Below are 17,171 nucleotides of genomic sequence, written 5' to 3'. Positions count from 1 at the left end.
TTGTCGTTTTTGTATCTTTATACAAATTGTTTACTATGAAAATCATTTCTTCTCTTGGGGAAATTACTTCCAGAGCTAAAAATACTTTTAAGCGATTCCCTATAACATTGTTCTGGGCAATTGTAGGTACTTTATTTACGTTATTTGCAATTGAAACTGATACTTTTGATAATGCTTTTTACGGCAAGGTTATTTTAACTTTTATCTTAGGAGTTAGTTGGTTGATTGCAACTCGTTTTTTTGAAGAACAATTTAAAAAAGATAAAACTTGGATATTCTTACTAACTTTAGGTTTTCTAAGCCTATTCTATATTAGTATTGAGGTTGATGGTTTTGAAATTCATCAAAACTCAATCATTCGTTTTGCTCTTTACTTCATAACTGGGCATTTACTTGTAATGGTAGCTCCTTTTATGTTTAGTTGGAATAAATCTGCGTATTTTAATTATTTAAAATCCCTTTTTATAGCCTTAGTTAGAAGTCTTTTTTTCTCTCTGATTTTATATTTAGGAATTGTATTAGCACTTCTGGCTATTAAACATTTGTTTGCTATTGATTTTAAAGGAGAACGTTTTTTTCAGGTTTTTGTGTTTTGCATAGGAATTATAAATACCTGGATTTATCTTTCTGATTTTCCAAAAGATGTTCATAATCAACTTGCTATTAACTACACCAAAGCTTTAGAAGTATTGGTTAAGTACATCTTAATTCCGCTAGTAATTTTATACCTCATCATTTTATATGCCTATAGTTTAAAAATAGTAATCAACTGGAACTTGCCTAAAGGATGGGTTTCTTATTTAGTTATTGCTCTTTCTTTCTTAGGATTTATTGTTCAAATACTTATCAATCCTATTCAAAAAACTATAGATTCTCGCACAATTAAAAAGTTTTATCCATGGTTTTATTATTTATTATTACCGTTAATTGTTTTACTTTTTGTTGCTATTTTTAGACGTATTAATGAATATGGTATCACCGAAAACCGTTATTTCGTATTTATTTTAGCTTGTTGGATTTTGGTCTTGTGCCTCTACATGCTTTTTAGTAAACGTAAAAAAATTAAGATATTTCCTTTTAGTTTGGCTCTTATTACCTTTCTAGTTTCTTTTGGGTTTTGGGGCGTTTTTTCGGTATCAACAAAGAGTCAACTTCTTCAATTTGAAAAGGTATATGCTGACATTAAAAAAGATAACTTTTCTACCACGTTTGAAAAGAAAAATCAACTTCGTTCTATTATTAGATACTTAAACAATAAACATGAATTGCATAAAGTAAAGAACATCTTAGGTTATAACCCAAAAACAACTTTTAAAACTGATAATCGTTGGCAATTACAAAATAGATTAATGGATAGTTTAGATATAAAAGTAACTGATAATTCTAATAATATAAATAATTTACTTTTTGAAGGTTATTATAATATTGATGAGGAAAACCTAACTATTAATACCCAAAAATACGATGTATTAAAAAGGTTGTACCTCAATAGCTATGATAATGAAAATAAAATTCAGGGATATCGTTTTTATTTAAGTGAAAAAACAAACACCATCAGAATCTCAAAAGGTAATGCTTCTATAGGCGAAATTGATTGTTCTGAAATGATAAAAAAACTTAAGGCTCAACAAAAAAACTATAATATATCACCTAATTTAATGACTATTGAACAGCATTTTGAAATGTTGAATGTAAAACTTATTTTTCAAAGTGTTAGTTTATCTAAAATAGATGATGACGCTCTAGAAAGTTACTTATCTGGTGCTACTTTTTATGTTTTAATCAAAGAAAAAAATGCTGAATAAAATCAACTTACAAAACATCTTGTTTTTAGATATTGAAACCGTTCCTGAAGTAGAATTGTTTGCTGATTTATCTCCTGAAATGAAAGAGTTGTATGCTTTAAAAACACAATATCAACGTAAAGATGAATTTACTCCTGAAGAGTTTTACCATCGAGCTGGTATTTGGGCTGAGTTTGGGAAAATAATCTGTATTTCAGTCGGGTATTTTGTAGAACGTAAAGGTGAAAACCAACTTCGAGTTACCTCTTTTTATGGTGATAATGAACACAAGCTTTTGGTTGATTTTAAAAATTTGTTAGACACACACTTTAATCACCCAAACCATCTTTTATGTGCACACAACGGTAAAGAATTTGACTTTCCGTATATCGCACGACGTATGATTATCAATCAAATTGAATTGCCTAATAAACTCAACTTATTTGGTAAAAAACCTTGGGAGATTCCACATTTAGATACGATGGATTTATGGAAATTTGGCGATTATAAGCACTACACTTCTTTAAAATTACTGACTACTATTTTAGGAATTCCATCACCCAAACAAGATATCGATGGAAGTGAAGTTGCTAATGTATATTACCAAGAAAAAAATCTATCACGTATTGTTGAGTATTGTGAACGAGATACCGTAGCGGTAGCTCAACTTTTATTGCGGTTTTTAAATAAGCCTATGGTTGAAGAAATTGATATTATAAAGGTGTAATATCAACCTATTCTCCTTCTAATTTCATCGAAAGCTCAAACCAACGTTCTTCTTTTTCTTCTAAACTTTCTATAATTTCTTGTAGCTCTAAAGATTTTTCATTGATATCATCCATCGCTATTTCTCCGTTGGTAAATTGCGATTCTAATTTTACTTTCTTTTTTTGCAACTTTTCAATATCAACCTCTAATTGACCAAACTCTCGTTTTTCGTTATAACTTAACTTCCCTTTCTGTGGTGTTTTTTCTTGCTTTTCAGCTACTTTCTTTTCTTCTTTAGGTTCTGGTGGTAAAGAGCTTTCATATGCTCTGTAATCTGAGTAATTTCCTGGAAAATTCTCTACTTCTCCATTTCCTTTAAAAACAAATAAACCGTCAACTATCTTATCCATAAAATAACGGTCATGCGATACTACCATTAAGTTTCCGGGATAATCCAATAAGAAGCTTTCTAACACATTTAACGTTACTACATCTAAATCGTTGGTAGGCTCATCAAGAATTAAAAAGTTAGGGTTTTGAATTAACACCGCACATAAATACAAACGCTTTTGCTCTCCTCCACTTAACTTTTCAACAAAATCGTGTTGTTTTTTTCGGTCGAATAAAAAGCGTTCTAATAATTGAGCTGCAGAAATTCTTCTTCCTTTAGTTAACGGAATTTCTTCTCCAAATTCTTTGATGACTTCTATTACTTTTTGCCCTTCTTTTATTTGGATTCCTTTTTGAGTGTAGTACCCAAATTTTACCGTTTCACCTACAATTACCTTACCTCCATCTACAGGAATTTTACCTGTTAGTATATTTAAAAATGAAGACTTTCCTGTTCCGTTTTTCCCAATAATTCCTATACGTTCTCCTCGTTTAAAAACATAGTCAAATCCATCTAAAATAATTTTATCTCCAAAGTTCTTTTTTAATTTATGAAGCTCTACAATTTTGCTTCCTAAACGCTCCATGTTAATTTCTAACTGAACTTCGTGTTCTTTTCTACGTTGATGTGCTTTCTTTTTTATTTCAAAAAAGTCGTCAATACGTGATTTAGATTTGGTTGTACGGGCTTTGGGTTGACGACGCATCCAATCTAATTCTTTTTTAAATAAGCTTTTAGCTTTACTTAAATTAGTAGCTTCTAAAGCCATTCGTTCTTCTTTATTTTGAAGATAGTACGAATAGTTTCCTTTGTATTTATATAGTTTTCCGTTGTCTAATTCAATAATCTCATTACACACACGCTCTAAAAAATAACGGTCGTGCGTAACCATAAACAACGTAATTTTTTCTTTTGCAAAAAAGGCTTCTAACCATTCAATCATTTCTAAATCTAAATGGTTTGTTGGCTCATCTAGTATTAATAAATCTGGTTTATTAATTAGAATAATAGCTAACGACAATCGCTTCTTTTGTCCTCCAGAAAGATTTCCTACTTTTTGTGATAAATCATCAAGTTTTAACTTGAATAAAATTTGTTTGTATTGTGTTTCGAAATCCCATGCATTGTGTTGCTCCATCAATTCAAATGCCTTTTGATATGCTTCTGCATCATCAGGATTTTGCAATGCTTTTTCGTATTGCTGAATAATTGGAAGAATAGTGTTTTCTGTAGAAAAAATCGTTTCTTCAATGGTTAAATCTGGATTCAAGTCATCATCTTGCGCCAAATAAGCAATATTAATTCCTTTCCTACTTATAACTTGTCCTTCATCTGGTGTATCCTTTCCAGCAATAATATTTAAAATAGAGGTTTTTCCGCTACCATTTTTAGCAACAAAGGCTATTTTTTGATCTTTATTAATTCCGAAAGAAATATCTTCAAATAAGACCTTTTCACCATACGATTTTGCTATGTTTTCTACTGATAGGTAATTCATTCTCTATAATTTTATGCAAAGAAACAAAAAACCCGAGCAATTGCTCGGGTTTTATTATAATTAAAAGAAATGCTTTTATTTCTTCATTAATTTAATGGTTTCTGATTTTTTACCATCATTTGCTTCTAATAAATATATTCCTGTTTTTAAGTTAGAAACATTTACAGTACCATTAACTGTTTTACCTGTTAACACAACTCTACCAATGGTATTTGTTATTTTATAACTTACATTTTCGTTGCTTCCAAATTTTACAGTAACATTACTTACAGCTGGGTTTGGATATGCTATTAAGCTTGATTTTGCTTCCTTGTCTAATGGCTCAGCAAACTCATCACTTGTACCTGAAACTGCTACTGAAGACGATGAATTAACAATATTCACTGTATAATCTTCTACCTCTCCATCTGCAAAAGTTTCACAAGCTGTTGATGCTCCGTTATATTTCATAGAAACACGCATTCTTGTTTGTCCTAATAACGCGTCTGCTGGAATAGAGATATTAGCTGATCTGTTTGCCGCTGTACTAGACGAACCTAAAGAAGTTTGTTCACTAGCCTCAAAAGTTCCATTACGGTTGTAGTCAATCCAAACGGTAAAATACTCAGTATATGAAGAACCACTAAATCCTGCACTTACAATAATTTGATTGGTTGTTCCTTGAGTAACTGTTGCTATTTTGTTTGTAAAATCACCATATCCTCCATTTGCAGCAGTTGTATTGGTCATTCCTCCAAAAGAAACATAATCTATCCATTCATAAGTAACTCTATTTCCTTTTGAAGCACAATAAGTAACAACATTATCTAATGTAGTAACATTTACTGTATTGCTTGCTGCAGAAATATTCCCTGCTGCATCTGTTGCTTTTACAGAGAATGTATAAGCTGTATTAGCGGTTAATCCTGTTACGTTGTAAGATGTTGTTGTAACAGTTGTTAACTTAGTTGTTCCTTGGTATACATCGTATCCTGTAACACCTACATTATCTGTTGATGCTGTCCAAGATAAAGTTAACGTAGTTTGTGCTACACTTGATGAAGCTAAACTGCTAGGTGCTGTTGGTGCTTGGGTATCTGCTACAGCAGCTGTAATATTTACTGTATAATCTTCTACTTCACCGTAAGAGAATGATGCCTCACAAGCTGTTGGTGTTGCATTATACTTCATAACGATTCTCATTCTTGTAGCTCCATCTACCGCTGAACTAGGCACTGTAAATGATGTACTTACAGGAGTATCTTTCGATTTAGCTTTTGTCCAAACCGTTTCTCCGGCATCAGAAAAATCTCCATCTTGGTTGTAATCAATCCAAACTCCGTATCCTTCGTCGTATTTTGTTCCTGTCCAGGTTGGTGTGATCGTAATGGTATTTGATTTTCCTTTTTCTAAATCGGTAGAAATTCCAGTATGGTCAGAGTATCCATTTCCTCCTCCTGAAGAATTATCAATACTTCCTAACTGAACTCTTCCAATATACTCATCTGAAACGCTATTTCCTTTAGAGGTACAATACGTAATTGTTGCTGCTGTAGTAGTAGCATTTGCTGTATTACTCACTGCTGAAATATTTCCTGCAGCATCTTTTGCTTTTACAGTAAATGTATATGCTGTATTTGCTGTTAATCCGGTTACATTATATGAAGTTGTTGTTGAGCTTCCTATTTTAGTTGCTCCTTGATATACATCATACCCTGTAACACCTACGTTATCTGTTGATGCTGTCCAATTTAATGTTAAACTTGTTGCTGTTATAGAACTCGCAGCTAAATTAGTTGGAGCAGAAGGTGCTTCTGTATCGGCAGCTGCATTACTTGTAAATGAACCTGTAAACACTCCTCTACCATAAGTAGATGCAATTACTTTGTTTGTAACATGATCTCCACTTACGTTCCAGTAATCAAATGAAGTAACACTAACGTCACTCATTCCATTATACGCTTGATTCCAATTAGGGTTTGCATCATTAAAGTTAGATGTTGACCAAACTCCTAGTTGTGTTGCTAAAATAGCTTCTGTTCTATCTAATGGGTTCTGTAAAATATCTCTTACAGGAATATTTGGTAGGTTTCCTTCTTTACTCACCCAATTTACACCTCCATCTGAGGTAGCCCAAACACTTGTTACCCCGTAGTTATGCATTGTTACGAAAATATCATCTTCAGTGGCTCCGAATCTTACTGAAGATACCGAACCAACAAAAGGTGTATTGATATTTGACCATGTAGCATTAGAATTAGTAACATTTGTTAACTTTAATAGTTTACCATTCGCTAATCCCACAAACCATGCGTTATTTGTAAAAGGAGATGCTTGAAAAGCTGTTGGACTTGCGTCTAATAATGTATTTGTAATATTTCCTTTTGAATTTGATGCTACATTAATACTCAAAATTGATTTAGCCGAACTTGTTGATGCGTTCGATAATAGACGATTTGCATCATTATCATACCCCATTGGGTTTACAAAATCTCCTGTGTTTTGATCACTTGATAATGTTGTTGCTCCTCCTTGTCGTCTACCTAATCCATTCCAAGGTAAGTTAAACCTATATATTACGTTGTTTACATATGTAGCAATCATATAGTCTCCATCTTTATCAACGAAAGTATAGAATCCATCACCATCACTTAATTCAGTTGAACTATTAATTCCTGCAACTGCATTTCTAAATGCTTGTGTACCGTTATCTTGCGCACCTGCACTAAAAATTCCATTAACATCTCCTGCGCCATCAGGACCAATTCCTGCTTTTACAAACTGAGTTACATTATAACCTTTGTTTCTTACGCTAATTGTGCTTCCAGAATTTCCTGAATAATAGATTCCTCCATCATTTCCGAATAATATTTTAGAAGAGTCATTATTTCCAAAAGCCATTGAGTGTTGATCTGCATGAACACTTTGATAACCAAATCCTCCATACCAGTGTGATAATTGTGACCATGAAGAGCCTCCGTTTGTCGTTTTAAATAAATCAATACCTCCGACATACACTATGTTGTCATTTGTTGGATCTGCTTCAATTACTAAATCATAAAATGCTTGTCCACGACAAAAATCGTTTGCTGCAATTCCAGTATCTGCATCATTCGGTAACGATGTCGCACTTACTGTTGAAAAAGCATTGGTTGTTTTATAAATATGAACAGGCGCTGTACTTGTTGTACCTTGTGTTAATGCATAAATTTTATTTGCATCGGTAGCAGAAGGTTCAATCTCAACTCTATTAGATTCAGTTAATGGAGATGCAGCTGCTTCTGTCCAAGTACCTCCATTTGTAGAGCTAAACACTCTACCTCCGCCTTGACCTAAAGCAGAACCGATAGTTCCCATCCATAGTGTATTATTTGCACTTACTTCTAAATCATTAGCTATGTAATAGTAATCTTTTCCACCGAAGGTATACTTCATGTTAGCAGATTCTATTCTGTTCCATGTAGCCCCATTATCTGTAGATCGGTACAATCCTGCAGACTGTAAACCTAACCAATTTCTAGGACTAGAAGAATCTCCATACACATGTGCTCCTACTGCAACAAATAATTCTGTTGAAGCTCCATTATCCCATGCTAATACATCATTAACATAATGAATTCCTGATAAGAAAACATTACTTGCATTATGATTAATAATTGCTTCTCCAGCTGCTGGTATATTAACTGCATTCCATGTTGTACCTCCATCGGTAGTTACATAAACGCCATTTCCTACTACGTCTCCTGCTGTATATTGTTCTCCTGTACCTACATACCATCTGTTAGAATTTCTTGGATCTACTGTGATAGAGGTTACAGATAAATTTCCTGGTACATTTTGTACTCTTGTCCATTGTGAGTTCGCATTACTTATGTCTGTATTTTTCCATAAACCTCCACTTACTCCACCTGCATATACGGTATTGTTTGTAGCATCGTTTGGATCAAATAAAACAACTCTTGTACGTCCTCCTACATTGTTAGGACCTCTTTCTGTCCAAGAATTTCCATTGTCTCCAGGATTTTTTTGTTGTGCTCTCTTTTTTAACAAATCTTCTCTCAATCCTGCTAGACTTCCATCTTCCATTTTTCCTGTAGCTGGATTCATGGTAAGTAATTGCATTTGATCAAAATACCTATTAGGTGGTAACCCTCTAAGTTTTCTTTCTTTTTTCCCCCATTTTAACGATTCATTTAAAGGGCTTTCCTTTAAAAAAGTACTGTGTACTTTACGTTGTTCGGCCAGTTTATCAGCAACACTTTGCTTTTTAAGATAATCTGAACCAATAATTGAAATTGCTGCAACAGACAGTCCTCCAATCAGAAATTTAAACTTTTTGTTCATTTGAATTAATTTAATTAAATAATTAAGTTTTTATTTCCTAGCTCTTTTATAATACTACCTTTTCTTCGTCTCTTACCTTTTTGAATAGACTCATTTTTTAACCCTTTATAAACCAACTTTAATAGTTCAGCCACCCCTAGCTAAGTCAAAGATTTTATTCTCAATGGTATTTACAATTTAAAACAAGCAAAAGCCTGAGTAAAAACTCAGACTTTTGTTTTTCTTTAATGTTTTTAAAACTTACTTTTTAAACAGTTTTGTTGTGAGTAGTTTTTGTCCGTCATTTATTTCTAAAATGTACATTCCAGTATTTAATTTTGAAACGTCTAGATTAGAAGATTTTAAACGACCTTCTTTTATTACTTTACCCACAGTATTTATAAGTTTATAATGTATTTTTTCTGCTTTTGAAGCTAGTTTTACTTGTACAAAATCTGCTGCTGGATTAGGATATGTTAGTAAGTCTAAACTTTCTTTATTTCCTATTGCTTCTCCATTAATATTTGCTGCAAAACCAGCTATTGTAGTTACTGAAGAGCCAGAAGAAATGTTAACAGTATAATCTTCTACCTCACCGTAAGTAAATGTTTCACATGCCGTTTGAGCACTATTGTACTTCATAGAAACTCTGAGTCTTGTAGTTCCTGAAACATTCGATGGTATTGTAAAGTCTTCATAAATATCTCCTGCACTTGATGAAGAACCACTTAACACAACTTCTGTATCTTCAAAAATACCATCTTTATCGTAGTCAATCCATGCTTTCCAGTACTCGGTATAAGAAGAGCTATTAAATCCAGCACTCACATATAATCGATTAGCTTCTTGGGCTACATTCATAGTTAAGTTTGTATAATCTTTATAACCACCATCATTTCCTGTAGTGTTATCAACTCCTCCCATAGAAACTCTGTCAATCCATTCGTAAGAAGAATTGTTTCCTTGAGAAGTACAATATTCTACTACAGATACATCTTTGGTTGTAAAAGTGGCTGTATTACTTGCTGCTGAAACATTTCCTGCAGCATCTTTAGCTTTTACTGTAAAGTTATATGTAGTATTTGCAGTTAATCCAGTTAAGTTCATTGATGTACCACTACTAACAGTTCCTGCACTTGTAGCTCCATTAAATATCTCGTAACTAGTTACTCCGACATTATCTGTTGACGCTGTCCAACTTAATGTCGCTGTTGTTTCTTCAATATTAGATGCAGTTACTGAAGAAGGCGCTGTTGGTGCTTCTGTATCTGGTGTAGCATTTGTAATATTAACTGTATAATCTTCTACTTCACCATAAGAAAATGTTGCTTCACAAGCCGTTGGTGTAGCATTGTATTTTAATACAATTCTCATTCTAGTAGTTCCTTCGGTTGCTGAAGCTGGCACTGTAAATGATGTACTTACAGGAGTATCTTTTGATGCTGCTTTTGTCCAAACTGTTTCTCCAGCATCAGAAAAATCTCCATCTTGATTATAATCAATCCATACTCCATAACCTTCACTGTAAACAGTACCTGTCCATTTAGGAGTAATAGTTATTGTATTAGAATCACCAATAGATAAATCTGTTGAAATTGTAGTGAAATCAGAGTACCCACCACCACCGTCAGAAGTGTTATCTATGCTTCCTAATTGAACTCTTTCTATATATTCATCAGCAACACTATTTCCTTTTGAAGAACAATAATTAAGTGGTGGTGTACCTGTTGTCGTTACATTTAATGTTGCTGGTGTTCCTGTTCCACCTGCTGTACATTTAGCAGCTACAGATACAATATATTCTGTTCCGCTTAATAACCCTGTAGCATTAAATGTTGTTCCTGCTACATTTGTTGTATTTCCCCCAATGGTTACATCGTAAGAAGCTGCTCCTGAAACTGCCGTCCAAGCTACTGTAAATCCATTATCACCAATATTTGATGAATTTAAGTTTGTTGGTGCTGCTAAAGCACAAGTTTGTACAAATTCTTCTCCTACATTTACTGCATAAAAAGCATTTGTTGTTGAAATTACTTCTTGAGAGTTTGCTCCGTATAAATCGGTAGCTGCTTGAATTGCTGCTGTTCTTGCGTCAGCATATGTTGAATTAGCTGATAAGTAATTAGCTTCGGTACGATACGCTATTTTTGCAGCTTTTGCCATACCAATTCCAGTAACATTGTATGTATCAGACGCATCATTTGTTCCTGATCCTCCAACAGTTAATAAATAAAACCATTTATTTAAAACTCCTGAGTTTGTATGAACTCCACAGTAGTCATTAAATCTTGTAGGTGTTCCACAGTTTGGGTTCTTCCAATAAGTTCCTCCGTAAGTATCTGGTTGCCCTTGTGATTTTGGATCGTTCATAGAACGTAAAGCAGCAGAACCACTACGCCTGTCTATTTCGTCTCCAATTAACCATACAGAAAGGTCTGGGTTTGAATCATTCCCATTCCCTTTAGCAAAATGTTCTACTGCTGCTCCCCAAATATCTGAAAAAGCTTCATTTAAAGCTCCTGATTCTCTTTGGTAAGCTAAGTTTGCTGTATGGGTACAAACTGCGTGGCCTATTTCATGAGCAGCTACATCAATAGAAGTTAACGCATCAAAGTTTCCGTTTCCTTCCTGCCCATTAGAAGAACCGTCTCCATAAGACATTACCGAACCATTCCAAAAGGCATTATCATAGTTAGTATCAACATGTACATAACTTCTAATTTGAGCTCCACTGTTGTCATAGCTATTTCTATTGTGTTTTTGTAAAAAGTACTCATATGTCATTATAGCTCCCCAATGAGCATCTAAGGCTGCATCATCTTTATTTGCACTATGTTCAGCTGTAGTCCAATTATTATCATTATCAGTAAACTGGTCATAATTTGTAACATAGGGATAAGTAGAACCTGGAGCTTGGTTTTTTGCATCTCTTGTGTGGATTTTTCTTCCAGAATCACTTAAAATGTAGTTACCTCCACTTAGTGATGTTTCTATTGTTCTAGTTCCGCTGTAACGAGTTTGTGCAGTACCTGATGCTAATGTGGTAGTAATAGCTTCTGCTACTTTTTTACTTTTTTTAGCATGCTTAGTAAGCTCTCCTACATGACCAAATTTATCTGCATGCTTAATTATAGCGTTATAAAATAACGTTTCTCCTGTATGAGCATCTATGTATAAATACCCTCTGCTTAGCGGTTTTGTAGCAAAAATGTCGAATTTATAAGCTAGCCTTGCTTCTTTTTTCCCTATAACTTCTCTTGGAAGAATTAATAGTTCTCCTTTAGGTTTCTCATAATTATCCATTTCTTTAGCTGCTTCAGGAAATTCCCATAAATACTTTTCTGCTCCTGTGTGTGATAAAGCTTTTCGAAATGCTTGATCTTTGGATAATTTTGGGCTTATATCAACCTTTCCAACATCGTAAAACTCACCATTCATGCTCATTAAAGCACCGTTTTTTGCGTGGGCTGTATAAGTGGCAAATTCTACTTTTACTCCTTTAAATTTTTGTTGAAATTTCTCGTGTGTAAAACCTAAATCATCTCTATTTGATTGGATTTTTTGTAAGCCATCATTTTTAAATAGCTTTAATTTTTTTCTAATTAAATCTGGTGCCTTTTGTAAAGACAGTTTTGAAGATTTGTTGAACTTAAGGTGTTTTAACTCTCTATTTTCTTGGGCATTTATTGTATAAACTCCTGCGAATAGAAAAGCAGATAAAAACACAGTTCTTGCATAATTGTGTTTCATTTTTGAAGGGTTTAGTTAATTGATTTTAATTAAAAAGCCTGAGAAATAACTCAGGCTTTTGTAAGATTTATTTTTTAAATACCTTAGTAGTTAGTAGTTTTTGACCATCATTAACTTCTAAGATATACATACCTGTATTTAGTTTAGAAACGTCGATGTTTGATGAATTTAAACGACCTGATTTCATTACTCTACCAATTGTATTTACAATTTTATAAGTCATATTATCAGCCCTAGAAGCTAATTTTACTTGTATAAAGTCTACTGCTGGATTAGGGTATGCCATGAAGTCTAAACTGTTTTCATTACCCAATCTTTCTCCACTCACACTAGCTGAATGGTTTTGTCTTGTACTAGAAACAATATTTACAGTGTAGTCTTCAACTTCTCCATAAGTAAATGTTTCACACGCTGTTTGAGCAGAGTTATACTTCATAGAAACACGCATTCTTGTTGTTCCTAAAGCGGCTCCTGCAGGAACATCAACCGTAGATGTTAAGTTATTAGCACTTGATGAAGATCCTGTTACAACTTTTTCACTGCTCTCAAATGTTCCGTTTTGATTAAAATCAATCCAAACAGCCCAATGTTCTGTATATGAAGAGCTATTAAATCCTGCGCTAACAGTCATTTGGTTTGAACTTCCAACTGCCAATGTTGCTGTTTTAGAGGTAAAGTCTGCATACCCTCCATTATTTCCAGTTGCATTCGTCATTCCTCCTAACTCAACGTTATCAATCCACTCATACGAAGAATTATTTCCTTTTGAGTCACAGTATGAAACGGAGTTTGATAAAGTTGTTACGTTTATTGCACTACTAGAAGCAGAAACATTTCCTGCTGCATCTTTTGCTCTTACTGAGAAAGTATAGGCAGTAGCAGCTGATAATCCTGTTACGTTCATTGTAGTTGCTGTTGCAGACCCTATGTTTGTTGTTCCTTGATAAACATCATAACCTGTTACCCCAACGTTATCTGTTGAAGCAGACCAGTTTAGTGTTAATGATGTTTGTGTTACACTAGAAGCTGCTAAGTTTGTTGGTACAGTTGGTGCTGTTGTATCTGCTGTTCCTGCTCCTATTACTACTGTATAATCTTCTACTTCACCGTAAGAAAATGAAGCTTCACATGCCGTTGGAGTTGCATTATATTTTAAAACTATACGCATTCTTGTTGCTCCATCTGTAGCTGTAGCTGGCACTGTAAAAGATGTACTAACTGGTGTGTCTTTTGATGGTGCCTTTGTCCAAACTGTTTCTCCGGCATCAGCAAAATCACCATCTTGGTTATAATCTATCCAAATACCATATCCTTCATTGTACACTGTTCCTGTCCAAGTTGGTGTAATAGTAATTGTATGAGAAGTTCCTTTTGCTAAATTTGTTGAAATGGCTGTATGATCTGAATATCCATTTCCTCCTCCTGTGCTATTATCAATAGTTCCTAATTGTACTCTTCCAATATACTCATCAGAAACACTGTTTCCTTTTGAGGAGCAATAAGAAAGTGTAACTTCAGGAGTAGTAAAAGTTGAAGATGCACTATACGCTGAGTTTGATCCATCAGAACACTTACTACGCACCTGTACTTCATATTGAGTTAAAGCTGATAATCCGCTTAAAGATGTTGATGTTCCTGAAACTGCATTAGTTGTCCAAGATGATGTTCCTGTTTGGCGGTATCTTACATCATAAGTAGCTCCTGAAACTACTGTCCAAGAAACTGATGCTTCAGATGAAGTTACACCAGATACTGTTACTCCTGTTGGTACAGTTGCTGTACATGAAGTAGAACCTCCTGTTTTATCAGATAATGCTAAGCTCCTACGTACGCCACCAGATTCTAAAACAGCACGCATTCTGTTTTTTTGTCCAAGTGTATATAAATTCATACAAGAGTCATCTGAGTAATCCATATAATTTTCAACCATATCCTCTGAACCACAAGATGTGTGTCCTGTTGAGCATCCATAATTTGCAGCGTCAGACTCTGGAGTATCAGAAACAAAATCATCAACACCACAGCCTCCATCACCCCAAATATGTCTTAGGTTTAAAAAGTGACCTACTTCATGCGTAGTTGTTCTTCCTTTGTCAAAAGGAGCTGATAAGTAAAAACCTGATCCTTTATCTGAACTACCAAAATATTGTGGACTCATTACAACTCCATCGGTAGATGCACTACCTCCTGGAAACTGTGCATATCCTAAAATTCCACCACCAATATTACATACCCACATATTAAGATACTCAGAAGTATCCCATGGATCTACTCCTCCTTGTGAAGATTTTTTCATTGCATCATTAGTTCCCCATGAAGTTCTAGTAGAAGACTTTCTTGTTATTCCATTTGTTGGATTACCACTTGGATCAACTTGAGCTAAATAAAACTCTATTTCTGTATCTGCTGCTTGTGACCATTTGTTTGTTTTATCTGAATTAGTTCTTCTAAAGTCTTCATTTAAAACATCCATTTGTGATTGAATTTGTGCCACACTAATATTCTCTTGAGAATTATTATAAATTACATGGACAACTACAGGAATTTGAATTATATTTCCTACTATTTTTCCTTGTTGATTCTTCTTTTCAGCTAGTCTCCTCTGGGTAAAGGATTCTATTTCTTGCATTTTACTTTTTAAAGAAGGATTGAGGGATTGTCTGTACTCAAGGTTTTCCATTGAGTGGCAGTTTCTTTTTTCTTGGGCATACAAAGCACCAACAAAAAATAAGCACATAAGTGCTAGAGTAATTTTGTTTTTCATTTTGAAGGGTTTTTAATTGAGTTAATAAAATTTAAGAGCTTTTTTATTTCGACTCTTAATTATTTGTTAAAACATTGACAAATATACAAAAAAAGATAAAAAAATATCAATTTAAAATAGTTAATTAACTGTTTATATTCACTTTACAAAACAAAAACATTGTTTTACACCAATTAAACACTAGGTTTTATAGGATATAGAGAAAGTTTTTTATTATTACTCACTATCAAATAGTTATAGCAAAATCTTCTTTCAAGGAAAGAAAATGGAAATATTAATCGTATTTTTATTAAAATTTATAATTAATGCTTCAAGTTAAAGATTTAGAAATATCCTTTAAAAACTCTCTACCCATAGTTCAACAAGTTTCTTTTAGCCTTCAAAAAAACAAAATACTAGGAATTGTTGGTGAAAGCGGTAGTGGAAAATCAATAAGTTCTTTAGCTATTTTAGGATTACTTCCTAAAACTGCTTCCATAAGAGGGGAGATACTTTTTAACAAACAATCTTTGTTGGGTTTTAATGAGCAAGATTTTCAAAAAATACGTGGTAACCAAATAGCCATGATTTTTCAAGAACCTATGAGTTCTCTGAACCCTACATTAACTTGTGGTGTTCAAGTTGCTGAAATGCTACAACAGCATACACAATTATCTAATCAAGAAATTAAGGAGGAAGTTATTTCCTTATTCTCAAAGGTAAAACTTCCCAGACCTGAAACTATTTACGATTCGTATCCTCATCAAATAAGTGGCGGGCAAAAGCAACGTGTGATGATTGCTATGGCAATTGCCTGCAAGCCACAATTACTTATTGCTGATGAGCCTACAACAGCATTGGATGTAACCGTACAAAAAGAAATTATTTTACTTTTGAAAGAACTACAACAAGAGTTTGAAATGGGAATTATTTTTATTTCACACGATTTAGCATTGGTTTCTGAAATTGCAGATTCTGTTGTGGTAATGCATAAAGGAAAAATAGTAGAAAAGGGAAGTGCTAATCATGTTTTTTTACACCCAAAAGAAAGTTATACAAAAGCTTTAATCAACTCAAAACCAAATACAGAAAAACGATTAAAAACTTTACCTACAGTTAACGATTTTATTAATGAAACTATAAACTCTACAGTGTATACAAATGAGGAGCGCACTGCTTTTCATCAAACAATATATAATAAACCTCCGTTGTTAGAAATTATTGATTTGCATAAAGATTTTATCAGCAATGCTTCATGGTTTTCAAAACCAACTGTTGTAAAAGCCGTCAATGACGTTTCTTTTAAGATTTATAAAGGTGAAACTTTAGGACTAGTAGGAGAGAGTGGTTGTGGAAAAACCACTTTAAGTAGGACTATTTTACAACTAGAAAAAGCCACTTCGGGAAGTATTCTATATAACGGAAAAGATATTACTAAACTCTCGAGAAAAGACTTTAAAAAACTTCGAAAAGAAATTCAGATTATATTTCAAGATCCGTTTTCTTCATTGAATCCAAGAATTACTGTTGGTGATGCTATTTTAGAACCGATGAAAGTTCATAACATTTTAAATTCTAATAAAGAGCGAAAAGAATATGTCTGCAACTTATTAGAAAAAGTAGGTTTAGAAGCAACTCACTTTAATCGTTACCCACATGAATTTTCTGGCGGACAGCGCCAACGTATAGGAATTGCTCGTGCTATAGCTCTACAACCAAAACTAATTATTTGTGACGAATCGGTTTCTGCACTCGATGTATCAGTGCAAGCACAAGTATTAAACTTATTGAATCAATTAAAAACAGAATTTAATTTTACTTATATATTTATTTCTCATGATTTATCTGTGGTAAAATACATGGCAGATCAATTAGTTGTAATGAACAAGGGTAGAATTGAAGAAATAGCTGATGCTGACGAAATTTACCAACATCCAAAGACAAAATACACCCAAACTTTAATAGAAGCCATCCCAAAAGGGCTGTAACTTTTTT

The 17,171-nt window shown here is 33.5% G+C and carries 7 protein-coding genes; 3 read left to right on the top strand and 4 right to left on the bottom strand.

Annotated elements, in window-relative coordinates:
* Nucleotides 1-35 precede the first annotated feature (35 nt).
* Together ABMY20_RS15605 and ABMY20_RS15600 are read left to right on the top strand one after the other, a co-directional pair.
* Nucleotides 36-1,805, top strand: a complete 1,770-nt coding sequence (locus tag ABMY20_RS15605) for a DUF4153 domain-containing protein (protein ID WP_173359022.1) — start codon at nt 36-38, stop codon at nt 1,803-1,805.
* Nucleotides 1,795-2,511 carry a 3'-5' exonuclease gene (locus tag ABMY20_RS15600; RefSeq protein WP_173359023.1) on the top strand — a complete coding sequence of 239 codons (717 nt, stop codon included), beginning with the start codon at nt 1,795-1,797 and terminating at the stop codon, nt 2,509-2,511. The genes ABMY20_RS15605 and ABMY20_RS15600 overlap by 11 nt, the downstream gene beginning before the upstream one ends.
* A 7-nt stretch (nt 2,512-2,518) precedes the next feature.
* Here the strand turns inward: ABMY20_RS15600 and ABMY20_RS15595 are convergent, their stop codons facing one another.
* The 4 genes from ABMY20_RS15595 to ABMY20_RS15580 form a co-directional block, all read right to left on the bottom strand.
* A complete protein-coding gene (locus tag ABMY20_RS15595; protein WP_159488664.1) occupies nt 2,519-4,381 on the bottom strand; it encodes an ABC-F family ATP-binding cassette domain-containing protein in 1,863 nt (620 codons plus the stop codon).
* 75 nt (nt 4,382-4,456) lie between these two features.
* Complete coding sequence (locus ABMY20_RS15590) at nt 4,457-8,704, bottom strand: GEVED domain-containing protein (protein WP_349265771.1); 4,248 nt, start codon at nt 8,702-8,704, stop codon at nt 4,457-4,459.
* Nucleotides 8,705-8,944: 240 nt separating this feature from the next.
* Nucleotides 8,945-12,433 carry a M4 family metallopeptidase gene (locus ABMY20_RS15585; RefSeq protein WP_349265770.1) on the bottom strand — a complete coding sequence of 1,163 codons (3,489 nt, stop codon included), beginning with the start codon at nt 12,431-12,433 and terminating at the stop codon, nt 8,945-8,947.
* Between the two features lie 67 nt (nt 12,434-12,500).
* Entirely contained in the window at nt 12,501-15,197 is a 2,697-nt protein-coding gene (locus ABMY20_RS15580; RefSeq protein WP_349265769.1) for a GEVED domain-containing protein, read from the bottom strand.
* Between the two features lie 305 nt (nt 15,198-15,502).
* Between ABMY20_RS15580 and ABMY20_RS15575 the strand changes: the two genes are divergently transcribed.
* Nucleotides 15,503-17,164: an ABC transporter ATP-binding protein gene (locus ABMY20_RS15575; protein ID WP_159488671.1), complete on the top strand. Its 1,662-nt coding sequence runs from the start codon at nt 15,503-15,505 to the stop codon at nt 17,162-17,164.
* The last annotated feature ends 7 nt before the right edge of the window (nt 17,165-17,171 follow it).

Source organism: Tenacibaculum sp. SSH1-16, assembly GCF_040104435.1.
Classification (GTDB): domain Bacteria; phylum Bacteroidota; class Bacteroidia; order Flavobacteriales; family Flavobacteriaceae; genus Polaribacter; species Polaribacter mesophilus.
This window is presented reverse-complemented; position numbering and strand designations above follow the sequence as displayed.